The organism is Trichocoleus desertorum ATA4-8-CV12, from assembly GCA_019358975.1.
Lineage (GTDB): Bacteria > Cyanobacteriota > Cyanobacteriia > FACHB-46 > FACHB-46 > Trichocoleus > Trichocoleus desertorum_A.
This window is the reverse complement of the sequence record JAHHIL010000046.1, coordinates 1-23,735: the sequence shown is the minus strand read 5'-3', so window position 1 is coordinate 23,735 and position 23,735 is coordinate 1. Positions and strand designations below refer to the sequence as shown.

25 protein-coding genes are annotated in these 23,735 nt (G+C 49.1%); 15 read left to right on the top strand and 10 right to left on the bottom strand.

The genetic code is table 11. The features are described from left to right. The first annotated feature begins 132 nt into the window (after nt 1–132). From KME12_22240 to KME12_22225, 4 genes are all read left to right on the top strand, one after another. On the top strand, nt 133–954 hold the full coding sequence (locus KME12_22240; GenBank protein MBW4490508.1) for a hypothetical protein: 822 nt from the start codon (nt 133–135) through the stop codon (nt 952–954). A 264-nt stretch (nt 955–1,218) separates the two neighbouring features. Next, nucleotides 1,219–1,680, top strand: coding sequence for a transcriptional repressor (locus tag KME12_22235; protein MBW4490507.1), 462 nt, complete (start codon nt 1,219–1,221; stop codon nt 1,678–1,680). A 673-nt stretch (nt 1,681–2,353) separates the two neighbouring features. Then, on the top strand, nt 2,354–4,588 hold the full coding sequence (locus tag KME12_22230; protein MBW4490506.1) for a hypothetical protein: 2,235 nt from the start codon (nt 2,354–2,356) through the stop codon (nt 4,586–4,588). A gap of 77 nt (nt 4,589–4,665) precedes the next feature. Then, entirely contained in the window at nt 4,666–6,618 is a 1,953-nt protein-coding gene (locus KME12_22225; protein ID MBW4490505.1) for a DUF3685 domain-containing protein, read from the top strand. 10 nt (nt 6,619–6,628) lie between these two features. Here the strand turns inward: KME12_22225 and KME12_22220 are convergent, their stop codons facing one another. The 5 genes from KME12_22220 to KME12_22200 all read right to left on the bottom strand — a co-directional run bounded on the left by KME12_22220 (nt 6,629) and on the right by KME12_22200 (nt 11,945). Next, complete coding sequence (locus KME12_22220) at nt 6,629–7,087, bottom strand: YbhB/YbcL family Raf kinase inhibitor-like protein (protein ID MBW4490504.1); 459 nt, start codon at nt 7,085–7,087, stop codon at nt 6,629–6,631. A 113-nt stretch (nt 7,088–7,200) separates the two neighbouring features. Then, nucleotides 7,201–10,800 (bottom strand): methionine synthase, encoded by a 3,600-nt coding sequence (metH, locus tag KME12_22215; protein ID MBW4490503.1) that lies wholly within the window; start codon nt 10,798–10,800, stop codon nt 7,201–7,203. A gap of 116 nt (nt 10,801–10,916) precedes the next feature. Beyond that, the gene (locus tag KME12_22210; protein ID MBW4490502.1) at nt 10,917–11,138 is read right to left on the bottom strand and encodes a hypothetical protein; all 222 of its coding nucleotides are present in this window, start codon (nt 11,136–11,138) and stop codon (nt 10,917–10,919) included. A 157-nt stretch (nt 11,139–11,295) separates the two neighbouring features. Continuing rightward, the gene (locus KME12_22205; protein MBW4490501.1) at nt 11,296–11,526 is read right to left on the bottom strand and encodes a Uma2 family endonuclease; all 231 of its coding nucleotides are present in this window, start codon (nt 11,524–11,526) and stop codon (nt 11,296–11,298) included. Next, entirely contained in the window at nt 11,487–11,945 is a 459-nt protein-coding gene (locus tag KME12_22200) for a MarR family transcriptional regulator (protein ID MBW4490500.1), read from the bottom strand. Before KME12_22200 ends, KME12_22205 begins: the two co-directional genes overlap by 40 nt. A gap of 196 nt (nt 11,946–12,141) precedes the next feature. On the opposite strand from KME12_22200, the gene KME12_22195 reads away from it, so the two are divergent. Both KME12_22195 and KME12_22190 read left to right on the top strand, forming a co-directional pair. Next, a complete protein-coding gene (locus KME12_22195; GenBank protein MBW4490499.1) occupies nt 12,142–12,510 on the top strand; it encodes a nuclear transport factor 2 family protein in 369 nt (122 codons plus the stop codon). Nucleotides 12,511–12,613: 103 nt separating this feature from the next. Then, entirely contained in the window at nt 12,614–12,913 is a 300-nt protein-coding gene (locus tag KME12_22190) for a hypothetical protein (protein MBW4490498.1), read from the top strand. Between the two features lie 82 nt (nt 12,914–12,995). On the opposite strand, the gene KME12_22185 is transcribed toward KME12_22190, so the two are convergent. Both KME12_22185 and KME12_22180 read right to left on the bottom strand, forming a co-directional pair. After that, on the bottom strand, nt 12,996–13,193 hold the full coding sequence (locus tag KME12_22185; GenBank protein MBW4490497.1) for a DNA-binding protein: 198 nt from the start codon (nt 13,191–13,193) through the stop codon (nt 12,996–12,998). A gap of 220 nt (nt 13,194–13,413) precedes the next feature. Further along, nucleotides 13,414–13,836: a hypothetical protein gene (locus KME12_22180; GenBank protein MBW4490496.1), complete on the bottom strand. Its 423-nt coding sequence runs from the start codon at nt 13,834–13,836 to the stop codon at nt 13,414–13,416. A 302-nt stretch (nt 13,837–14,138) separates the two neighbouring features. Between KME12_22180 and KME12_22175 the strand changes: the two genes are divergently transcribed. From KME12_22175 to KME12_22160, 4 genes are all read left to right on the top strand, one after another. Next, nucleotides 14,139–15,062 (top strand): hypothetical protein, encoded by a 924-nt coding sequence (locus tag KME12_22175; protein ID MBW4490495.1) that lies wholly within the window; start codon nt 14,139–14,141, stop codon nt 15,060–15,062. Next, nucleotides 15,062–15,955, top strand: coding sequence for a DNA adenine methylase (locus KME12_22170; protein ID MBW4490494.1), 894 nt, complete (start codon nt 15,062–15,064; stop codon nt 15,953–15,955). The genes KME12_22175 and KME12_22170 overlap by 1 nt, the downstream gene beginning before the upstream one ends. A 336-nt stretch (nt 15,956–16,291) precedes the next feature. Then, nucleotides 16,292–17,518, top strand: a complete 1,227-nt coding sequence (locus KME12_22165) for a DUF4336 domain-containing protein (protein MBW4490493.1) — start codon at nt 16,292–16,294, stop codon at nt 17,516–17,518. Between the two features lie 323 nt (nt 17,519–17,841). Beyond that, nucleotides 17,842–18,762, top strand: a complete 921-nt coding sequence (locus tag KME12_22160; GenBank protein ID MBW4490492.1) for an ATP-sensitive inward rectifier potassium channel 10 — start codon at nt 17,842–17,844, stop codon at nt 18,760–18,762. A gap of 6 nt (nt 18,763–18,768) precedes the next feature. Here the strand turns inward: KME12_22160 and KME12_22155 are convergent, their stop codons facing one another. Next, nucleotides 18,769–18,939: a hypothetical protein gene (locus KME12_22155; protein ID MBW4490491.1), complete on the bottom strand. Its 171-nt coding sequence runs from the start codon at nt 18,937–18,939 to the stop codon at nt 18,769–18,771. A gap of 242 nt (nt 18,940–19,181) precedes the next feature. On the opposite strand from KME12_22155, the gene KME12_22150 reads away from it, so the two are divergent. The 5 genes from KME12_22150 (at nt 19,182) to KME12_22130 (ending at nt 21,748) form a co-directional block, all read left to right on the top strand. Further along, nucleotides 19,182–19,358, top strand: coding sequence for a type IV pilin-like G/H family protein (locus KME12_22150; GenBank protein ID MBW4490490.1), 177 nt, complete (start codon nt 19,182–19,184; stop codon nt 19,356–19,358). Beyond that, nucleotides 19,358–19,915, top strand: coding sequence for a type IV pilin-like G/H family protein (locus KME12_22145; protein ID MBW4490489.1), 558 nt, complete (start codon nt 19,358–19,360; stop codon nt 19,913–19,915). The genes KME12_22150 and KME12_22145 overlap by 1 nt, the downstream gene beginning before the upstream one ends. 95 nt (nt 19,916–20,010) lie before the next feature. Beyond that, nucleotides 20,011–20,559 (top strand): hypothetical protein, encoded by a 549-nt coding sequence (locus tag KME12_22140; protein MBW4490488.1) that lies wholly within the window; start codon nt 20,011–20,013, stop codon nt 20,557–20,559. A gap of 38 nt (nt 20,560–20,597) precedes the next feature. After that, entirely contained in the window at nt 20,598–21,005 is a 408-nt protein-coding gene (locus KME12_22135) for a hypothetical protein (GenBank protein MBW4490487.1), read from the top strand. Continuing rightward, a complete protein-coding gene (locus KME12_22130) occupies nt 21,002–21,748 on the top strand; it encodes a sterol desaturase family protein (protein MBW4490486.1) in 747 nt (248 codons plus the stop codon). The genes KME12_22135 and KME12_22130 overlap by 4 nt, the downstream gene beginning before the upstream one ends. Before the next feature lie 116 nt (nt 21,749–21,864). On the opposite strand, the gene KME12_22125 is transcribed toward KME12_22130, so the two are convergent. Together KME12_22125 and KME12_22120 are read right to left on the bottom strand one after the other, a co-directional pair. After that, complete coding sequence (locus tag KME12_22125; protein ID MBW4490485.1) at nt 21,865–22,653, bottom strand: hypothetical protein; 789 nt, start codon at nt 22,651–22,653, stop codon at nt 21,865–21,867. Between the two features lie 129 nt (nt 22,654–22,782). Continuing rightward, nucleotides 22,783–23,352, bottom strand: a complete 570-nt coding sequence (locus KME12_22120; protein MBW4490484.1) for a Uma2 family endonuclease — start codon at nt 23,350–23,352, stop codon at nt 22,783–22,785. Nucleotides 23,353–23,735 lie beyond the last annotated feature (383 nt).

Here is a 23,735-nt window from a genome sequence, read left to right as displayed (position 1 = left end):
CCTTGGCAAATTGAGTATGCTGATAGTAAAACTTAAGGGTCAAACTAATCGGATTTGAAGTTTGAATGCTTCAATGATTCGTGGATCAAACTTCATGCTTCAATTTGCGTAGGGCAGGTAAAGGTAAGCAACGTGGCACAGGCTTCATCTCGATGGCAGCAACTCTTCAACGAAATGCAGGCGTCTCTGCCAGAGTTTCCAGTTGCAGCGTTGAAGCAGCTGTTCTGGCTCGGCTCTGGGGATCAAGGGTCTAGAAGTTGGCTGTGGGGTATGGCAGTAATGACCGTGCTGCTAATTTGGCACTGGAAATTACTGTTTGCTCTAGGGATCGGCCTTTTAATTATGATCCTCACTGACTCTCTGCAAGCGGGAAATTGGCAAATTCCTTGGGCCGAACTGCGTCGCAGGTTGGGTGGGGCAAAGCAGCGTTTTGCTTTGGCAGTAGCGAGCGGAAGCATTGCCACTCTGAGCACTTATATCTCGCTAGCCATTTGGAGCGAGGCCAAGAGCTTTTGGAGCGCCACAGGAGCTATCTGCCAGGGCTTAGGTACATTGATGGTTTTGGTGCTGTTGGTTGGGCACTTGCTAGATCATCACAGGGAACCAGCAACCACTCGGTTTGACCAGCTGGTGAGTGATTTAACTGATTCAGATGCGCTGAAGCGCTTGATCGCGGTGCGTCAGCTAACCCAAGTGGTCACCACTCCAGGGGCCGATCGTGCCCAGCGGCGAGCAGTGGTTGATTATCTCCGGTTGTTGCTGAGTCGAGAGTCAGAACCTGTCGTGCGTAATGCCGTGCTCGTTAGTTTACAAGCCTTAGACAAAGCTCACCGCATGACCCAGGCTCAACTACCTGCAGCCTCTGCCGCCACTATTATTGCCCCCGCTATTGCCCCCACTGTGAAGTATGCTACAGCGCGAGTCCGACGACCGATCGTTAAAGTAAAGTTGTAGTGAGTTTGTGTTAGCTTAAATTTAGCCTATAATAGACTCAGAAGATTACAAGCCAATCTCAGTACTAATTATTCATCCACCGTTGGTCATTTGCCTCTGGGTTCAAAGATCTCAGAATTGCGATCGCCATTTTGGCTGGTGGGTGTTAGATTCGGATAGAATTACTCCGCCTCTCTGCCGCGATTGCACATTCAGTGCTTGAGGTCGTGAGTAAGATCAACGAGGGTACCTGAGTGAGCATCAGATAGGCTAAGGGCACGAAGTATGCAAAATGAAGTGGCAGTCTCAAAACCCATTCGCTCCCTAGACGATGCCTTAAACCGTTGCCAGGTTTTAGGAATGCGTCTGAGTCGTCAACGTCGCTTCATTTTAGAGTTGCTGTGGCAGGCTCAGGAGCACTTGTCGGCTAGGGAAATCTATGACCGTCTCAATCGTCAGGGTAAGGCGATCGGGCACACATCGGTTTATCAAAACTTAGAAGCGCTTTCGGCCCAGGGCATTATTGAATGTATTGAGCGCTCCGATGGCCGTCTTTATGGCAATATCAGCGATTCTCACAGTCATGTGAATTGCTTGGATACAAATCAGATTTTAGATATTCATATCGAGCTACCTGAAGACATCATTCGGCAGATTGAAGCCCAAGTTGGGGTCAAAATCACCGATTATCGGATTGATTTCTTTGGTTATCGTGGCACTGAAGCGGTTGCCACTCAAGCCTCCTGATTCTCACTTGATTTTCAATAGCTCTTTGTAGATTAGCTTAGGAACGCTGGCAGGCTTTGCAGAAAGGTCTGTCCTGATTGCTCTGGTCTAGTAAGGCTGTCTCATCATCACTTTTACACCGAGAAAGGATCTAGAAGAAAAGGGTTCTCTCTCGGTGCTTCCTATGAGCAGATTTGCTCTCGCTAGCTGAACTCCACTGAGGCGATTACTCGCTCCTAGCTTGATAGTATGGGTGCCAAATTGGGTTAATTGAAAGAGTCAAGCTTCGCGATCGCTAGGAGCAGCTTCTACAATTCAAGGAGGCAATCGGAATAGATGAACTAATGATTCGATTTCGGTTGCAGGGAGGTCAAAATGCTTAAAGTTAGAGTTAATGAAGCCTGTCGGGTGACACTCCTACAGCTCGCTCACCTTTTAGTAAGGCAGGGGCAAAAGTTTATGTAGCGTAATATTTCTATGGCTTATCCCATTTTTGACGACTTTTGACTTCAATGATCCGGATACCTGCTTTATAACTAGGGTATTGGATTAGATTGCCTGTACGCAGGCCAGTTTGACTGCTATTCTTCGCTCCTCACTACATCTTGACCGTTCTCCTGTATCGATTTCACCTCTGGCAAAAGTTGTAGGTGTTACAGGAGATTCCTTAGGTAATCGTAAAATAGCCGCAATCATGGCGAGAAGACAATTCTACCGATTCCGTATTCAAGCTGGGCCTCAGTTCCGACCTTGGCACCGGGGGCGTCAACCTAGCTCGCAGCCAAAAACTGAATTGGCAGAAATTTTGAGTGAGGAGAGAGGAGCCAGGAGTGAGAAGTTGAAACCAGAATCTAAGCCTCCAGAGGATGCCACGATCGCCGCTCAGGGGGTTGAAGCACCTATTCCACCTGACTCTCCTCGGCCTGAAAGGACTCGTCTCTCCGAGGTCATCGCTTCTGTTGGCTTTGCTGCTAGACGGGATGTAGAGATGCCTGAAGCTAGAGGAGAAGCAGTCCCCCCAGAAACGAGTCCCCCATTGCCCGAAGCTCCGTCTCCGGATGCTCCACCAGAAACTCCTCGGAAGCGGGGGTGGGGCTGGTCTCTGCTGTGGTTAAGTGTGGTTTTGGTTTGTAGCGGTACGGGGGCAATGGCACTGGTATGGATGACCATGCTGCCTCCTCCCCCCAATTGCGAGCAAATTTCTCCTTTGGCTGCCGATGCGGAACGATTGTACTGTGCCCAACAAGCAGCTCAATCTGGCGAAGTAAAGCAGTTGATTGCCAGTATCGACTTGGTGAAGCACTGGTCCCCCGAGCATCCACTTTATAGCAGCGCTCAAAGCTCCTTAGCGGACTGGTCCCGTGGCCTACTCGCGATCGCCAACCAGAAGATCGCTCAGAATCAGTTAGAAGCAGCCGTACAGATTGCCCAAAAAATTCCCTCCAGTAGCCCGCTCTATGCCGACGCTCAGGCAGAAATCTCCGCTTGGAAACAAGACTGGAACCGAGGAGAAGGAATTTATCGCCAAGCTCAAGCGGCTCTTAAAGCCCAGAAGTGGCAAGACGCTTGGAAACACTCTCAGACTCTGTCCAGTCTAGCGAACGACCATTGGCGGCAACGAGCCACGGGTCTGAGGCAACAGATTGCGGTCGAGAGATTGGCTCGGCAACAGTTGCAGCGAGCGCAAAACTTGGCGCAGACGAATACTCCAGAAGATTTAGAACAGGCGATCGCGTTGTTGCAGAAGGTGACGCCCAAAACCTACGCTCAGGCAGAAGCGGAAACCGAGAAAACTAATTGGAGCCGAGCCTTACTCAAGCTAGCGGCGGCGCAACTCCAACAACAGCAGTGGGATACTGCGATCGCCATTGCAGGTAGAGTGCCGAAAGGTGGGCCAGCCATTGCAGAAGCTCAAGACGTGATTCGCCTCAGTCGAGCTTACCAAGCAGCGGCATTGGGTAAAATTCCAGGCAAACCGCTACACGAACAACTGTGGAGCTTGGTGACGGCGCTGGAAGTATTACGGCAAATTGACCCAGAGCGTCCCCTCTATAAGACCGCGCAAGCTCAGAGACAGCGTTGGGAAATGCAACGACAAGACTTGATCAATTTGCAATTTGCCCATACCTTAGCCAACTTAGGGCAAGTGCCAGCGTTGAAACTGGCGATTGATCAAGCCAAGTTAGTAGCTCCCGGTCGCCCACAGCGATTGCAGGCCCAAACCTGGATCGCCCATTGGCAAAAAGAAATTCAGCGCGTAGAAGATCGGCCTTATCTCGCTCAAGCTCAGGAGTTGGCTAAAGCGGGAACCGTGAGTAGCTTGCGGCAAGCGATCGCAGCGGCTAGCCAAATTGCTCAAGGTCGAGCCTTACGGATTGAGGGTCAAACCGCGATCGCCAGTTGGCAGCGCCAAATTCAGGTTGTTGAAGACCAACCCATCTTAGATGAAGCCCGAACCTTAGCGACACAAGGAAATCTGAATAAAGCCATTGAAGTGGCAGGCAAAATTCGTTCGGGGCGAGCTTTGCATGAGGAAGCTCAGGGTGCAGTTAGTGATTGGGTGGCGCAAATCCAGATTGCAGAAGACAGACCGATTTTGAATGATGCTTATGCCTTAGCAAGCCAAGGGAATTTGAGCCAAGCGATTAATCTAGCGTCACAAATTGGTTATGGTCGAGCCCTCTCTGGAGAAGCTCAAGGCGCGATCGCTAACTGGACTGCTGAGCGAGACGCGATTATAGCTGCTCGTGAAGCTGAAGCCCGACAAGCCGCCGCTCAAAGTGAGCCTCCTAGTGAGCCTCCCGCACAACCAGAAAATTCTGTCCCAACGGATGAAGCTTTAGAGCCTGCGGTTCCCCCTGAGGATAGCGCCCCCCCAGTCGATTCTGGAGAACCTGCTCCACCTATAGACTCTGCTCCCGCCAATTAAACGCTCGGAAGTCACCTAAGTATGCTAGCGTCAATCTTGGATTCGGCCATTGGGAGCGTGGGGCGCTCAAAAGCGCGATGACAGAATTGCTAGTGAAGTTGCTACTCATTGATGACGATTTGGTGTTCCGGCTGGGATTGCGTACTTGGCTGGAGCAGTTTCCTGATCTGCAAGTGGTTGGTGAAGCAGAGACAAGCACAGCCGCACTAGAGATTTTGGCAGCGTCTCCCCCCCCAGATCTCGCGTCAGCCGTATTTGAGCCAACCAATCTACCGCCACCCGATCCCCAAAAACCGTTGTCAGATAGCCCAACGGTAAACCTGATCATTCTGAATTTGGGGTTAGAGGAGGCCGCAGCACCAAAGGTAGAAAGCCAAAGTTCATCAGTAGGGTTGCAACTCTGCCAAGTCCTAAAACAACAGCATCCGCAAATTCCGATTCTGCTTTTCAGTGCCTCCCAGCCCGATGCAATGGTGGCCGCAGCCCGACAAATCGGCGTAGAAGGATATTGCACCAAAGGAACGAAAGCCTCAGAATTATTGACCGCTATCCGTCAGGTAGCGACGGGGCAACCTTACTGGCCAGCCGAGCTTGCAACTGAGGCGATCGCAGCTGAACCTCTTGGCGTATCAACCAGCGATCGCACCTCTGCACCCATCCCTACTCCCCTCAATCCCCTGCTGAGCCTTTGGCAAAGTCAACGCTTAGCAGGCTTACAGCAAATTGATTTAGCTTTGGCAGAAGTCACGGCCCAACTGCGAAGACCCGGATTGCCCGTCCTCGATCGCGCCGTTTTAGCTGGACGGTGGCGAGAACTGCGAGCGGCTCGCTGGCTTGTGAATCGGCTGCTAGCTCCGGCAGATCGTCCCTCAGCCTCACCACGCGATCGCCCATTGGTTTCTACATCAGCCCGATTTGCTGCCAGCGCTCGCCGTCTCGCCCAGCCTGTAGCCTCTAGGTTGCCAGCCTCTGGGTTGCCAGCATCTAACTCACTGCCACCGACCCGCTCCAATCTCGTAGCCAGTTCATCTTCTGCATCAGAATTGGCAGTGCGACCTTTGCAATCGCGGCTGTTCGATCGCACCGTGAGCAAGCTGCAATCTCCTCTACAAAATCTCACGAATCATCCTTTGGAAATCGATATTCTGCGGGAGGAAAAGAAGCGAGAACTGCTCTACATCATTCTACGTAAATTGGAAGAAACGCTAGATGAACTGCGATTTGCCCAGGTGCAACCCGCACAATTGCTAGAGAAACACACTGCAATTATTCGAGATTTGTGGGTAGCAACAACCACGGATTTTTTTGGTAAATACTATACGTTGCGGTTGGGATCGCTGAATTTAGAAGTTGTGAGCGTTCTGCTGCAAGATGCGCCAACCGTTCAAAGTGAGATGCTTAATCGAATTCCTCTCAGCTTAGAACTATTTGCCTATTTACTGTTTCAGACACCGTTGGTTGTGGATAATGTGGCTTATGCCGCTGATACCCCTGAAGCCTTAGCACGAGCGGAATGCTTGCTGCAAAATTTATTGGTTCAAGTCGCCACCTCGGTCATGCAACCGCTGCTAAATCGCTTTGCTGATGTAGAGGCAATCAAGCAGGCTTTTTACGATCGCCGTCTCATTTCTACTCGTGAAATTGAGCGATTTAGAAATAGTTTGTCTTGGAAATATCGACTGGAAAAGTTTGTGGATGAACCAAAAGCAATTTTTGAAAGTCAATATGAATTGTTGGTTTTAGATAGTCGAGGAATTGCTAAAATCTCAATTTATGCACCTCGCAACCAAGAACTCAGAGAACTGTCAGGTTTGCAACTTGCGGTCACGTTGGTACTAGAAACTAGAGATGCGATCGCGCCCCGGTTTCGCTCTGCGATCGCGTTTTTTGGCAGTGGTTTAGTTTACGTCCTCACTGAAGTGGTAGGGCGAGGGATTGGGTTAGTGGGTCGCGGCATCTTGCAGGGCATTGGCAGCGCTTGGCAAGACACCACCAAGTTTGGTAAAAACGGTGAGCGTCCTAAACAATAACGGCAGGGCTTCAGCGTGATCTGGCGTAATGACCTACTAATTCCGCCGCCGCTAGGATATGTCCATTCATCGCTGCTTCCAATTGCGCTTTGGTGATTCCTGGCTGCAAGGATAAGGTGCGATCGAGCGCGTAGAGCTTGAAGACATAGTGGTGAGTGCCATTAGGCGGGCAGGGGCCTCCGTACCCTAGATTGCCAAAGTCATTTTTACCGTGGGTGCCGCCTTTGAGGAGCGTGGCTTGGGGAGCAATGCCTTCAGCTATTTGGAGAGTTTCTGGTGGCAAGTCATAAACCACCCAATGCACAAAGATGCCGACTGGGGCATCAGGATCATCCACAATCAACGCCAAACTTTCCGTTTCGGCTGGCGGTGCGTCCCAACTCAAAGGCGGAGAAATATTGGCACCGTCGCAGGTGTACTTCGCGGGAATTAAGCTATCAGCCTCAAACGCAGAACTTTCAAGTTTCATAGGGTTCATCCAGTGCCTTTTCCCTGGATGATAAATCGCGATCGCTAAAGCGGCTAATAGAAGATAAAAAGCTTAGCGATCGCGTTTGCTGGTGTCCACCTAGGCGCTAAAGTTTAAGCGCTAAAGTATTTCGCCTCTGGATGGTAGGCAATCATCGCTGTGGTCGATTGCTCTGGATAGAGTTGTTCGCTTTCGTCCATGTGTAAATGGATGCGATCGCTGCCTAACAAGTCCAGCAATTTGTACTGATCTTGCATGTTGGGGCAGGCGGGATAGCCGAAGCTGTACCGGGAGCCACGATAACGTTGGGCCAAAATATCCCGGATGTTTTCGGGATCTTCGTTGCCAAACCCCAATTCGCGACGAATCCGAGCATGAAGCCACTCGGCCAAAGCTTCGGCCATCTGCACTGCTAACCCGTGGAAATAGAGATAGTCGGTGTAGTTGTGCGCTTCAAACAGCTTTTTGGCATACTCCGTGGCAATCTCGCCCATCGTCACCGCTTGCATGGGAAAAACATCAATATGCCCAGATTCCTTCGGTGCAAAGAAATCGGCAATACAGAAGCGGCGCAGCGATCGCTGACGAGGAAACTTAAAAGTCGCGATCGGATCTTGAGGAGAACTATTGGTGCCGACAGCAGGATCATATAGATGGAGAGAGTTTCCTTCCGCCTGACAAGGAAAGTATCCATAGATGGCTTGGGGATGGAGTAGTTTCTCCTCGACAATCTTCTGTTTCCACTGCTCTAGAACCGGATAGACCTTCTCCTGCAAGAACGCATCATACTCTTCACGAGATTGCTCTCTGGGCTTACGGAACTGCCACTGTCCGGCGATTAGCGCTTGTAGATCGAGATATCCAAACAGCTCCTCCATTGAGATATCCTCAGGCTGCAAAACTTGCGTGCCCCAGAAAGGAGATGTAGGACGAGGGATATCACTGGCGATCGCTTCTGAACGCTGAGTATCTTCTTCGGAAGGATGAAGGATGAGGGATGAGGGATGAAGGGTATCGTCTGTAGCGTCTGATCGTTCATTTTCAGCCACCTCTTCTAATTCATCCTTCCTCCTTCCTCCTTCATCCTTCAAAAACCCTAGGCGATCGTCCCATTCACCCGCAGTCTTAGCAGGCATGAGTTTATCCATGAAGTGGAGATCGGAGAAGGCATCTTTGCCGTAGATCACTTGGCCTTTATAGGTGCGGCGGCAATCTTCGTTGACGAACTTGGGCGTGAGTGCTGCGCCACCGAGAATCACTGGCACCGTAATACCGCGTTCGTTAAATATCTCCAAGTTCTCTTTCATGAATGCGGTGGATTTTACCAACAGACCGCTCATGGCGATACAGTCGGCTTGATGTTTCTCGTAAGCTTCGATGATGTTATCTACAGGTTGCTTAATGCCGATGTTGACGACTTTGTAGCCGTTGTTGGTGAGGATGATATCTACCAAGTTCTTGCCGATGTCATGCACATCTCCTTTTACCGTTGCGATCACCACTGTGCCTTTGGCCTGCCCAGATTCTTCCTTCTCCATGAATGGTTCTAAATGGGCGACTGCGGCTTTCATGGTTTCGGCAGATTGCAACACGAAAGGAAGCTGCATTTGCCCAGAACCGAATAGTTCCCCGACGACTTTCATGCCATCCAGCAAGAAGGTGTTGACGATCTCTAAAGGAGGATACTTCTCCAGCGCTTTGGTGAGTTGTTCCTCTAAGCCAATTCGTTCACCATCAATGATGTGGCGCTTTAGACGTTCTTCGACTGGGAGTTTGTCGTCTTCCGAGCGATCGCGCTTAGTGGTCTTCCCTTCAAACAGTGTCGTCAGTTCGCCCAGCGGATCATAAACACAGACATCTCCCTCAAACTGTCGCTCGTCGTAAATTAGCTTGCGGCAGACTTCTTGGTGTTCTGGTTCGATCTTCGCCAATGGCAAAATCTTGTTGGGACTCACGATCGCGGCATCCATCCCTGCCTCCATCGCCGCATGCAAGAACATGGAGTTCAGTACAACGCGGGCTGCTGGATTGAGACCGAAGGAGACGTTGGAGACTCCCAGAATCATGTGGCAACCAGGCAATTCAGCCCGAATCCGCCGGATGGCTTCAATGGTAGCTTTGCCGTTGGCGCGGTCTTCCTCAATTCCAGTGGAGATCGGCAAGGCGAGAGGGTCAAAGAAGATCTCGTGAGCAGGAATGCCGTATTCCACCGCAGCTCGGTAGGCGCGTTGGGCGATCGCGAATTTCCTCTCAGCGGATCGGGCCATCCCCTCTTCATCAATGGTGCCGACAACCACACCAGCCCCATATTCCTTCGCCAGTTCTAACACCTTGTAGAATCGATCTTCACCGTCTTCATAGTTGGTGGAGTTAAGTAGGCACTTGCCACCCGCCACTTTCAGCCCTGCCTCCATCTTTTCCCACTCGGTGGAGTCGAGCATCAGCGGCAGCGTCACGTTAGTCACGAGGCGCGACACCAGTTCCCGCATATCTCGCACACCATCGCGCCCCACATAATCGACGTTGACATCGAGAATATGGGCACCTTCGCGCACCTGAGCTTTCGCCAACGACACTAATCCGTCCCAATCTTCCGCGTTGAGCAAGTCGCGGCACTTCTTAGAACCACTGGCGTTGAGACGTTCGCCCACAATCAAGAACGAATTGTCTTGCTCGTAGGGTTGAGCGCTGTAGATCGAAGCCGCAGAAGGCACGTAATGGATCGGTGCCCGACCAGTAGCCTCAGTAGAAAGGCGCACCTCACGAGATTTCGGGGTGAGGGTTTGGGAAACTTCGGCCAACTGCTGAATGTGATCGGGACGAGTCCCGCAACAACCGCCAATCACCTGCACGCCCCAATCTTCAATAAACCGCAGCAATGACATCCGCAGTTCCATCGGCGTCAGCTTGTAGTGGGCATGACCGCCAATGTTTTCGGGCAGACCTGCGTTGGGGATACAAGAGACCACAAACGGCGAATATTCGCACAAATACTTGATATGCTCGGCCATGCGATCGGGACCCGTGGCACAGTTGAGACCCAGAATATCGATCGGGTAAGGCTCCAGAATCGACAGCACTGCACTAATATCAGAGCCGATGAGCATCGTGCCTTGGACTTCCATCGTCACCGAAACCATCAGCGGACGGCGATCGCCCCTTTTCTCAAACACGGACTCCACCGCATTCAGTGCCGCCTTAATTTGCAGTACGTCCTGGCAGGTTTCGATAATGAACAAATCTACCCCACCATCAAACAGCCCTTCAGCTTGCTCAGCAAAAGCCGCTTTTAAGGTGTCGTAGTCGATGTTGCCCAGCGTCGGCAGCTTGGTTCCTGGCCCCATCGAACCCGCCACAAAGCGGGGCTTTTCAGGTGTGGAAAACTCAGCCGCTACACTTTTTGCCAGTTCAGCCGCAGCTTTGTTGAGGTAATAAGCTTTGTCTGCTAAATCGTATTCGGCCAACACAAACGAGCTAGCGCCAAATGTATCGGTCTCAATCACATCGGCTCCTGCAATCAGGAAGTCGCGATGCACCTTGGCAACAGCTTCTGGCTTGGTGTGGATTAAATACTCATTGCACCCTTCGTACTCTGGGCCACCAAAGTCCTCAGCAGTTAGGTTCTGGGTTTGCAGCGATGTACCCATTGCCCCATCAAACACAAGAACAGGGCGATTGGGACTGTGAAGACGCGCGAGGAAGGGGCTAGTCATAGCAATACAGAGCGATGGTTCTTAAATAATGATCCAGTAAGCTCTAGATTACCAACCCTGCTCGGTATCTGGGGAGTTTTTATAAATTGAGGGGCGCGATCGCTTATCTCAAAAAACTAAGTGCTTTGACGCTGAGCAATTTGAATGAGTAGCCGCAACGCTTCGTTAACTGCCTCAGAAGTGGGGAATGCCTGAGCAACATCAGGATCTAGCAATACCAAATTAGTCCCTGCTTGATACCGCTCTGCATATTTACCTCGTACACCTCCCTGAAGCTGAGAAAAATCGTATTCAGGGCGCAACTCATCTTCTAGTTCGTGGTCAGTTTCCTTCCTCATAAAATCTCTACTCTTGTATGTCGCGCGTGCACTGATGATAAGGATGCGATCGCCTCGATCGGTATGAGCTACAACCAGCAATCGGCCCAATCGAGATAATCCTTCTAATCAGCTTAAGCGATCGCACTTGGCCAAAACTGAGGAGGAGCGATCGCAGTTATTTACTCACAATAGAACTTACTTGCACTGCCACATCTGGAAAGCTAACTGGATGAATCGCACCGTCGGTGAGGGTAGACTTTGACGCATATTCATCATCCTGGGGATCGCGAAATACGATCAGTTGCCTCTTTTTAAGGTTTACGACCCAATATTCAGGAATCTCAACTTCAGCGTAGACCTTACTTTTTAATGTTGTTCTAGAGCGGCCAACATTTGTTGAAAGGATTGCTTCATGGCAGTGGCCGTTTCGTCATCCATATAAGCGCCAAAATACTCAGCAATTCCTTCGGCATAAATGGGCCACATTTTCTGCTGCATTGCTAATCCTGCTTCGGTCAGGACAGCAAATGTGCCTCGGCGATCGCTAGGGCAAGGTTGGCGGCGCAACAAGCCAGCTTTCTCCAAGCGATCGACCAAGCGAGTCAAGTTGCTACGACTCAACAGTACCCGGTCTGCCAGTTCACTCAGACGCAAGCGATGTTCCGGTGCTTCTTTGAGCGTGTAAATCACGTCATACCATTCCACAGAGGGCAGACCTGCCTCAGCCATTTTTTCTTCCAGACGATCGAGCAATTTAACGTGGGCGGTTAGAAACAGCCGCCACAGAGAGTTGCGTAAATTATCAAGCTTAGGTGGAGTACTCATACCTCTAGTATCCAAGAAAGTAGTTGCACTTTCAACTAAACGATGTTATCTTGAATTTAGTTGCAAATGCAATAAACAAAAACGCAACTATTTCAACTGAAACTAAAAATATTTACTTCCATAGCCCAAGGCGCAGAGCATTCTACGTAGGCTATCCCTCTTCATTTCCATCCTCACAATTACAGGAGTTACAACCATGAGTACTGCTCTTAACACCGATCTCAAAGCAGCTTTCGCAGACATCCATGATCTCGTTCTACAAGGGAAGGCAATGGAAGCCTTTGAGAAATACTATGGCGAGAATGTGGTGATGCAAGAAAACGAGAACCCAGCGACAGTGGGCAAGGATGCTAACCGCGAAAGAGAGCTAGACTTTTTTGCCAAGATTACGGAGTTCCGAGGGATTGCCCTAAAGAGCGTGGCCTTTGGTGAAGATGTGATCATCTCTGAGTGGTCTGCGGACTACACCCACCAAGATTGGGGCAAACGCACCTACGACCAAGTTTCAGTACAGAAGTGGCAAGACGGCAAAGTTGTCCACGAACGGTTTTATTACGGTTCCTAGTTTCTCCAAATGAGGTGAAAGAGCGATCGCCTGGAGTTAAAGCCTAGCGATCGCTCCACTGATATCCCACAGTTGAGCTAATACTCTGTGCTAGAATCCGTCCATGCCTCAAGTAGACGCTATTAAAGAGACAAATAATGGTGAACCTGAGCCACTTGCAGACCATAGTGTTTTAAGCTGGGCCAGTCACCGCAGTATTCTCAGCATTGCCAGTAGCGGAAGCATTTTGAGCATTGGCAGTGCTGGAAGCATTTTAAGTATTGGCAGCACTGGCAGTATTTTGAGTGTAGGAAGTGCGGGTAGTATCCTGGGTTGTTTCAGTGCCGGAAGCATTCTCTCTGTCCTCAGCATCACCAGCATTTTGGGTGTGTTGCAATTTAACTTTGGTGGTTTCTTTAAGTAATTCACTATCAAGAGCTATTGATGAGGCGTTGTACGCCGCTGTAACCACTCTACAAACGCCTCGATTAACGTCAGAAAACGCATTATGCTAAGCGCTGATACAGTTCAGCATTCTTTGTCAGCACATAGTTGGCTGCGTCAACAAATTCGCTCTTTTGAGAATTTAGCCAATCTTCCAAGCTTGCCTTCACTAGAACTTCAAGGGCAATTCCATGCACGGTTGCTAAGTCTTGTAGCTTTTGCAATTGGCTGTCTGAAAGGTCAATCGTGATAGAAGCCACGGCGATCGCTCTCCTAGGTTTTTGAGTAGAGTTTAACATTCACACCTGAACGATAACCTCGTCACGCAGCCTCAATTCAGAAACGCAGTCAGCCATCGTTCTGATCAGTGGTTGCCAATACCTTTACATCTTATCCAAGCAGCTTCGGTCAATCCGCTGCAGCAAAGTTGTTGTACTGCAAAACCGCCTGCACTCAATAAGCACGAACTGAGATGTAAATCTAATCCTCATCTTCCACCCAAAGACATCCTACTCGTGATTTGCCAATGACAAGAATTCCTGTATCAAATGTCGCGGCTGTAGCTGGATTCCAACCGTGACTGACCTCCTCAGAATAGTAGTCACCATTGGTGTAGTACTCAGCATTTTCTTCATCAAAACAGTCAAGAAACTGGTTTACTAATGCTTGTGCTTCTGTCTCAGTCATGATTTCTGCATCATATGCTAGGTCACGATGAAGAACACGTTTAGCAACTGCCTCTGCTTGAGCTTTACTAATCTCCTGGTATGTGTCAGGCGTAAAAACCAATCCGAATTTTGGAACAATTTCAGTGAGAGGCGTCGGCTCTACTTCGATAATGTGACAGTGTGTAACTCCACAATCACGAGCAGCATTGATTTCATCACAAATGTTTATTTTCACTATCTAATCTCACTCTGCTTTTGCCAGTCGTCCCAGCACTAACTGGGCTAATTCAAGAAGTATTTTTGGAGTAGCGATCGCGCTATCCTAGTATCTCTAAGTGAATTCATACTCTCAACTGGGAAACGAACCCGTTGTACAGTTTCAAAATGGGAATGAAGTAAGGTAACGACCAAGTTCACCCACTGGAGGAAGCGTAGCGGAGGAAGCGAGGAAAAGCGAAGGGCGCGAAACTGTAGGCGATCGGGTGCAGCGCCTTGTTGTGTGGATGTTGGTCGGTTGAAGGATGTATCCTTAATCTTATGCCTACAAATCCTCTTGTCGAAGTTTTTGGTTATAACGCTACAGATATGTCGCTGGAAGCTGTAAGACACCGCGAGGGAAGATTGTGCCCGTTTCATAACTCGTCCGGGTTAAACTGCACCAAAGACAGCAAGACTGATCCGTTAGGGGTTTGCACCGTTTCCCATAAAGGTGCACCAGCTATCACTTGCCCAGTGCGGTTTCGGCAGGATATGTTAATTGTTACCGACGCAGCTCGCTTCTTCTTCCCGCCAAATACGCGATATTTAGCACTCACCGAAGTTCGATTGAATGACAAAAACGGAAAATCGGCGGGCAACATTGATATGGTTCTGGTTGCACTGGATGATAACGACGAAATCGCTGATTTTGGTGCGCTCGAAGTTCAAGCCGTTTATGTTTCAGGGAATGTAAAGAAGCCTTTCAAACACTATATGAGCGACCCTGAGGCTCACGCAAATATGGAATGGCCAGCACTTGGCTATCCTAAACCTGATTATTTATCTTCGTCGCGCAAACGCCTCGCACCGCAGTTGATTTTCAAAGGTGGTATCCTCAATAACTGGGGCAAGAAAATGGCGGTTGCAGTTCATACTCCATTTTTTGAGCAGCTACCAACATTGCCCGAAGTTTCCCCAGCCAGCGCAGAAATAGCTTGGCTGACTTACGATTTGAACTTGGATGCAGTAAATAATCGTTACAGGTTGGAATCTACAAGGACATATTACACGAGCTTTCGAGAGGCTCTTAGTGCAATTACCATTGCTGATGCTGGAGACGTGAACACATTTATAAAAACATTGGCAGAAAGAATTAAGCGCGGCAAAATCATGGGTACACCGCCAGCATCAGAGTTGCCGCCAGATGTAGAACCTCCACTTGGATTGATAGAAGAGCAAGACGCCGACACGGAGGGATTTTAATGCAATCTACATTGTTTGGCGAAGTAACGGCTAAAGTTGCAAACCAGGTTGTGAATGTAGCGAGCGTACCGCAACGTAGTCCCTTCCGGTACCCCGGTGGCAAAACGTGGCTTGTTCCTCGTTTGCGCCGATGGCTTGAAAGCCAGCCAGAAAAACCACGCGAATTCATTGAGCCTTTCACAGGCGGCGGCATTGCCAGTTTGACAACAGCTTTTGAGGGTCGTGCTGAATGGGTAACAATGGTGGAATGCGATGAGCAGGTAGCAGCCGTTTGGCGTGTAATTCTGCAACAACCAGGTGGCGGCGAATGGCTCGCTGACCGGATTATAAATTTCGATTTAACACCGGATAATGCACATGCAGTACTCTGTAAACCTGAACCGACTTTACTCGAAATAGCATTTCGCACATTGTTGAAAAATCGTATCAATCATGGTGGCATTTTAGCGTCTGGCGTTGGCATTCTAAAACACGGTGAGAATGGGAAAGGTATCAAATCACGCTGGTATCCTGAAACATTACGAAATCGTATTCTCGATATTGTAAATCAGCGAGACAATATCCAATTCATTGAAGGTGACGGGATGCGGGTACTCGTAGAGAATGCAAATCGGGCCGATGCGGTCTTTTTCATTGACCCGCCTTACACGGTAGGAAAGGGAAAGCGTGCGGGCGCGCGCCTTTATACTTATAACGAACTTGACCACGAAGAGTTGTTTAGAATCGCCTCAAAGCTTGAAGGCGACTTTTTGATGACTTATGACAACACGCAAGCAGTTTTAGAACTCGCTGAAAAGTTTGGTTTTGATACTAAACCTGTGACCATGAAAAACACCCATCACGCCGAAATGAGCGAATTACTTATTGGGCGCAATTTGAATTGGTTAGATTAACTCTGAACTCGATCCTTCCATAAATCTGACTTTCCGCAGAATAACCCTGAACAGCATGTTTCGGTAGAAAGGCTTAGTTAATCTTTTGTCTTTTCGACCTATTGAGTCAGCCTCAAATCTCGGAGTTAATTAGGCTCATTCAAGAAGTATTTGTGGAGTAGCGATCGCAAATCAAAATTGCCCAAGCTCAGCCCAAGATGCGGTTCGAGTGAGGTGCAATTCTTAATGAAGTGAGCGATCGTGGATACAAAGCGAAAAATCTTTTAATATCCCAAAAGCTAGACTTAAGTAGTATTAAGGTTTCGAGATGGGGGTCGTGGCGTGGATAAAACCACGATGAGCGGACAGAGTATGGAAGGACAACCGATTGAGACAAGCAATCCGAAAGACTGGACGTGGCGGTTTTGGCCTGCCGTGCCACTCTACCCATTTGGCAAGCGACGCACACTGCGGCAAGAAGTGGTCAAAGACACGATTTGGACCTTTGACCAGATCCAAGGCGTCTTTTACGTGATCGTGCCTATCCGCATGACTGTCGTCAGGCTAGAAGCTGGGGGATTGCTGGTTTATGCACCCGTTGCACCGACACCAGAATGTATCCGCCTAGTCGAGGAACTGGTCGCAGCGCATGGTGAAGTGAAATACATCATCCTGCCCACGAGTTCTGGTCTGGAGCACAAAGTTTTTGTCGGGCCTTTCGCTAGACGCTTTCCCAATGCCCAAGTCTTCGTTGCGCCTCACCAGTGGAGCTTCCCGATCAACTTGCCGCTGAGTTGGCTGGGGTTCCCGATGAATCGCACCCACGTCATTCCAGAAGATAGCAGCCAAGCACCGTTTGCCAAAGAGATAGATTATGCCGTACTAGACATCGACCTCGGTGCGGGGTCGTTTGGAGAAATTGCCTGTTTCCACAAGCGATCGCGCACTCTGCTCGTCACCGATTCTGTGATGTCGGTGCCCGAAGACCCACCCGCGATCGTGCAGCTAGATCCCTATGCCTTACTTTTTCACGCCAAAGACAGCGGTTCTGAAGTAGTAGAGGACAACATAGAGAATCGACGTAAAGGATGGAAGCGCATTGCCCTCTTCGCGTTCTATTTTCGTCCCAGTGCTTTAGAAGCCGTGAAGTTAGGAGACGCATGGCGAGAAGCTCGTAACGCTCCCGATCGCTCGAAAAAAGCCTATTTTGGGTTGTTTCCCTTTAAGTGGGAAGAGGATTGGCAGCGATCGTTTGAGGCTCTGCGAGGCGGGGGGCGTTTATTTGTAGCTCCGGTGCTACAAACCTTGATTCTCAACCGCGCCCCTGAGATCACTCTTAAGTGGGCTGATCAGGTTGCAAAATGGGACTTCCATCAGGTTATCCCCTGCCACCTAGATGCTCCAGTCGCAGCAGGCCCGCATCAATTTCGCCAAGCTTTCTCTTTCTTAGAGAAATACCCTGCTATAGGTGAAAACTTCTCGGAAGGACGGCCTTTACCCAAAGAAGATTTTGGGCTCTTGCGAGAAATCGATGAGTTGTTGAATCGGGGTAGCATCACACCACCACCCAAGGAAAAGATATAAGGTTTGGAGCATACCGCTCACTAGAGAGACTTCTATAAGACAGCCCCAAACAGTCAAAGCTTTAGAAGAGTTAGGTCGATGGTAACGGATATATGGGTGCAACTGTCTGTATTGTTGTGGCATCCTTTATCCCTTACTACGAACGCACAGGGGAATGGATAATTTTTCAGGTTCACATCAAGAAGTCTATGAAGAGTTTATACAAGAACTGTGGAGTTAGAGTGAATTGTGCTGCATGAGCTGCACCTGAGATTCGGTTGTGCAATTTTGAGGAGCCACAGACAATTGGCGTGAATGGTTTCTCAAGGGCAGCGGCATTAGTCATGAGGCAGCTAACGATCTTCAGGAATTGGCGAACGAAGCGGCGATCGCAACCGCAACCCGTCGTACACATCAAGATTCGAGACGGACAGTTTCACATCTTAGGCAATGGAGTTTGGCACTCTTACTGGCGAGAGCCTTACCATCTGCTGCTAACCATTCCTTGGATTGGCTTTCTAGCCCTGGCGGTTCTCTCCTATGTGGTCACTAATGCAGTCTTTGCACTGCTGTATCTGGCTCAACCCGGTAGCATCGCCAACGCCAAACCTGGGTCCTTTCTAGATGCTTTCTTCTTTAGTGTGCAAACTCTCGCCTCTATTGGCTATGGAGCCCTGTATCCCCAAACAGTCTATGCCAACACATTAGTCACCATTGAGGCGATGGTCAGTTTAGTCGGGATTGCCCTCCTGACAGGGTTAGCCTTTGCTCGCTTTTCACGGCCTACGGCGCGGGTTTCTTTTAGCCATGTTGCCGTCATTGGTCCTTACGAAGGAGTACCCACCTTCATATTTAGGACTGCTAATCAACGACGCAACCAAATTTTGGAAGCCCAACTCCGGCTGTACTTAATGCGGGATGAAATGAGCATTGAGGGACACTCTATGCGCCGTTTTTATGAACTGAAGCTACTGAGAAGCCGTACTCCCAGTTTTACCCTCAGTTGGACGGTGCTCCATCCCATTGATCAATACAGTCCTTTTTATGGAGCCACACCGGAGTCTCTAGCTCAAATGCGCGCCTCAGTGGTAGTCTCCCTCAGCGGCATTGATGAAACAGTATCTCAAGTCATCCATGCACGCCACACCTACAGCGCTCAAGATATTTTATGGAATTACTGCTTTGTTGATATCTTTCATGAGACAGCCGATGGGCATCGCTACATCGACTACAACCACTTTCATGATGTACTGCCTTTACCGTAAGGGCCTTTACCGTAAGGGTTTGACCACAACTCGGCCATTTTCGACCACGGTGCAACGCTGAGACAAATTTTTGCAGCGATCGCCTGTCGCTTCTTCGGCACACTGTTCTGCCTGTTGGATCTGTTGCTGTTGCTGATCTAGAGCAGCCGCGCAACCACTAGAGGTGACGATAGACATATTCAGCCTTATTTAGCTCTATTTCTATTATCGCTTCACTTGAAACAACTCAATCTACGGATTACCCGATCGCCAAGGTGTAGCTTTCTTCAGGGCATCACTGACAACCTACTGCTGCCTAGACCAACTCTAGGACACCAGTTCTCCAGTCCCTCTCTTGATAAAGATTATAAAGAGTTCATATTTATAAATTTTGATATCGCACCTGGTAACCCTAGTATTTTTTGATACTTTGCCTGGGCATGATAAAGCTGGAACCTAGGGGCAATGACCGCAGTGAAACTAAATTAATCACTATCCTCTGTGAAGCCAATCTCCCTGGCATCATTCGTCCTGCCCGCCCCACTTACCAAGCAGATGTTTTGGCGTGCGGTAATGGCACTAAAGAAATTTTCAACAGCCAGAAGGAGCCACGCTGATGAAGCTGCTATTTTTAATTCAACGGTTGCTAGTTTTGGGCTGTAACAGCCAGGATCAAGGCTTTGCTTTGTGGAGAGCGATCGTGATCTTGCTAGGTCTAGGAGGTCTTGGTCTAATTACATTGCCTTTTGTTTTAGGAGTAGGCAGAGGCTGTGGTCCTACACCAGCTTCAGAAGCAAGAAACCACTTACGTTCGATGAATCGAGCTCAACAAGCTTACTATTTGGAAAATCGTCAATTCTCACACAGCGTGGCAGATCTGGGGCTTGGCATCCATGCTCAAACCACAAAGAAATATCTACTCGCCACTAAAAGTACTGGTAACGCTGCCTTGAGCTATGCGATCGCTGATCGGCCTAACCCACCAGCCAAAACTTATAACAAAAGTTATATCGGTGCGGTCTTCTCAACTTCTCAGAAGAAAGATGGGGAAGTTGTTACCGTTGGCATTCTATGCCAAAGCGACTCCCCAGATATGATTCATCTTCCTGCTCCAACTTACAAGCAAGGAGTAATCGCCTGTGGCAAGGGCATGACAAAGATGGGGGAGTACTAACAGTAGAGTTGCACCTTTGTTGCAGACCCTGATAGACAACGTTTTTACGGGTTATAACTGCGAATGAATATTAAAAACCTAAAGAATTAATCATCATGAACAGTTCTCCCACTCAGCACTCAAATAACAAGCATATTTCCACCATAGTCTTTCTACTCAAAATAGAACTTTGGACAAGTGCGATCGCAGTTAGTCTTTTGGCTTATGTGATCTATCATCCAGATGCCTTAAAACCGCTGATTCAGACAGGTCTACCCCTAGGTTCGCTCTCCAACATTCCCCTAATTGGGGACTCGATTCGAGCGGCTGAGGCACCACAAATTAGTGTCCAAGCATTAAAGCAGTTAATTGACAGCAAGGCCACAAATTTTATCTTGATCGATGTCCGGACTCCTGAGGAATATAGCGATGTTCACATTCCGGGGGCTGTCTCTATTCTGATCGCTGAGATTGAGCAAGGCAGTGGCATTGCTAAAATTAAGGCTCTAGCAGCTGAGCGTCAGGTGATTACTTACTGCACCGCAGGGAAACGCTCCCATAAAGCTTTAGAGCTTTTACGAAAGGCAGAAATTCGGGGCAGTAATGTGAATGGGGGCATTAGGGCTTGGCGCAAGCAGATTGACCCAAGTATGCCAGAGATATAAATCGGCAGCCTCAGCGAACCTCCATTTCAACAGTTTTTATGATCAATCTAAAACTAACTCCATTTTCTCAAGCTTTCTCTTTTTTTGATCTATTTTCAAGCCAAATTACCGCTAAAGAACTGCATGATTTTATCCAAAACCACACTGATCATTTTTTGCTGATTGATGTTCGCAACCAAATAGAGTACGAACAAGACCATATCCCTCATGCAATTCTGATGCCCTTAACCGAGATTGAACAAGGAAAAGGGCTTGAGCAAATTCAACTTGCTCTGAGGGGGCGGCAACTCATTGCTTACTGCACGGTGGGGAAGCGATCGCAAAAAGCCCTGCATCTCTTAAAGTCAGCGGGAATCTCTGGTCTGAATCTGCGGGGTGGCATCCGCGCTTGGCATCGCTTCGCTCAATCAGCTCATGCTCAGGCAGAGTCGGGCATCTCTACATGAATTGGAAGCTGTTGGTAATCCTGGGCAGTTTATTGATATTTGGCAGTTTAGAAAATCTATTTCCTTTTTTTCAATTTAAGCAAGCATTTCTCCGCCGAGTCACCATCAACTTAGCGCTGGGATTACTCAACACAGGCTTAACTAGTTTGACAGTCATCACAGGGTTGAGCTGGATTTGGCAGCAAACTACTTGGCAAGGCTATTTTCTAGCCATTCCTTGGCCTTGGATCCGGTTTATTTTCTCCTTTCTGCTGTTAGATGCCTATATGTATGCTTGGCATCGTTTGATGCACAACTCCGCTTGGGGGTGGCGATTGCACCAAGTCCATCACAGCGATCGCGCCATGAATACTTCTACGGCTTATCGTTTCCACGCCATCGAAGTGCTGTTATCCAATGTGCCGAAATTATCTCTAATTTGGCTATTTGGCATTACGCCAACCCATCTGTTGATTTACGAAGTGATCTTTGCAGCTGAGCTAATCTTTCATCACAGCAATTGGGCTTTGCCTCTGCACCTAGATCGAGCTTTAAGCTATGTGATTGTGACTCCCAACTATCATCGCGCCCATCACGCTCGTCTACTGAGTGGAATGCGTTCTAACTATGCCAGCTTGTTGACCCTGTGGGATATCCTTTTTTACTCGGCCCGATATCCAGCGGTGCCAGAGGCGATCAAGCTAGGGATACCTGGAGCTAACCAAGAATTCACGCTCTTGCGGTTGTTAGTCTTGCCCTTTTAGTTGTCCTAAGAAAAGCGATCGCCCTCTGTCCTGTGTAGACCTGTGTAGAGCGATCGCTTCGTTGTATTCACTTTTAGTTGCAGTCGGCAGAACCCATCTCAACTCATCGAGTCTAATTAACGGGTGGCAGGGCAGTTAGCCAAGTTGTTAGTAGTGCCTGTACCCGCTGAAATCCAACCAAGGCGATCGCGACCAGATACGCTGGTGTAGAAGACTCGAATCCACTTGCCATTGGTCTGGCTGGGGTTGGTGAGGTAGACTCTAGCTCCCTTGGCAGGCCCGTCAGAGCTGCCTTGATAAATCTGAGGCGTAGTGCCAGGGTTTTCATAGGCTCTTAACCCAAAGCGTAGCGACTCATATCCTGCACCATCTACATCTGGGTCACGCAGTCTGCGGCATTCGCCCCGCTGAGCATTACCGGGAGGTGTACCGTTACCAGGATTGCCACCTGTACAGTTGGTGACAAGGTTGGTGGTTTGAATCCAACCCACACTCGGCGTTCTGATTTGGGCAATACCGTTACCCATTACCCCGGTGAGAGTGACACTGCTTCTAGCAGCTACAGTCCCCACTCTGCGGGTGAGCTGGGTGTCTTCATAGATGTTGACTGCGGCAGTGGTGCGACGGCAAGTGCCAATGTAATCTGGCCTTTCGCTCAGGGAGGTGGTTGCGGCAGGTGCGGCAGCAGGGGTAGGTGCGGCAGCAGGGGCAGGAGCAGGGCTGGGAGTTGGGCTAGGGGCAGGGCTGGGAGTTGGGCTTGCAGCTTGGGCTAGAAGTTGATCCGTCTGCTGGTTTGAGTTTTGGTCTGCGATCGCGTTGGTAGCGGCTCCAAAACCTGTCCCAGCGTTGACGGTAGCGGCAAACAGCAGGGCACAGCTAATTCGCTTTATGTTTTTGTAATTCATTTCTTATGGTAAAAAAATACTCCTCCTCGGAAAGTCTACCAAGAAAAATTTTTCTGGGGGTTGACTCGATACACAAGTCAGCAAACCTTAACTATTGGGAGTCGTGGAGCGGCTGAGGTAAAAGCTGTGCTACGGGCCTATTTTCAACCAGCCGAACAAATTTTCCACGGTGAGATGCAAATCTGCGCCCCAGTTTGGAGTAGGTAGGGGATCTTGCGGCTCTTGTAATAACTCTGGTTGTTGTCCAGGAGGATAAACCAAGACGGAGCGCTCTGCTGGGTCAATCAGCCAACCGAGTTGAGTCCCATGCTTGAGGCAATGCAGAATGTTGCCTGTCACTCTAGTTTGGCTTTGATCAGGGGAAAGAATTTCAATTGTCCAATCGGGATGAGTATTAAAGGTGTTAGCAATCTCCCCGTTGGCGTCTAGGGGGATTCTGCCCCAAGTGAAGACGGCGACATCAGGAACAGTGGAGCGTCCACCAAATGTACATCGCAATTCTGGAAAGGCTAGGGCAATTTGCTGTTCTTCCACGACCTGATTGATAGCAGTCACAAGTTTGCCTTGGAGTTTACTGTGCTTTCCTTGCGGCATTGGTTTCTGGATAACTTGGCCGTTGATATACTCGCTGGCTGGCTCAGTTTCAGGCTGTTGCAGAAACTCTTCCAGGCTAAGTGCTTTAGTAGGTATCTGAACCATCGCGTCGCCCTTTCCCTCAGCAGAATGGCTGTTTCTATCGTCTCCTGTAGCCTAAGAATTGGATGTAAAGAGGAATCACCCTTCAAGTTGTTCGATAAAGTAATAGCTCTTTATGCTGACCTTAAGTAAGCGTTCTCAGGTAAAAACTAATTCATTTTAAGCTTCTCTAGCCAATCAGACACCTTTATTGGCTGCTTGACTGACAAAAGTCTGAGTGATTGAAACGAAAGGTAGGAGGGAAGAGGAGCTTGGTTTGAGCTGATCAGTTACCACACCCATTAGCAAAACCCATGACTCCTACTTCCCGTCTCTATGATGCGTTGCATGATTATCTGAGTCAATGCCAAGACCGCTGGCGTGATGTTCGACATTTGCAAACCTTG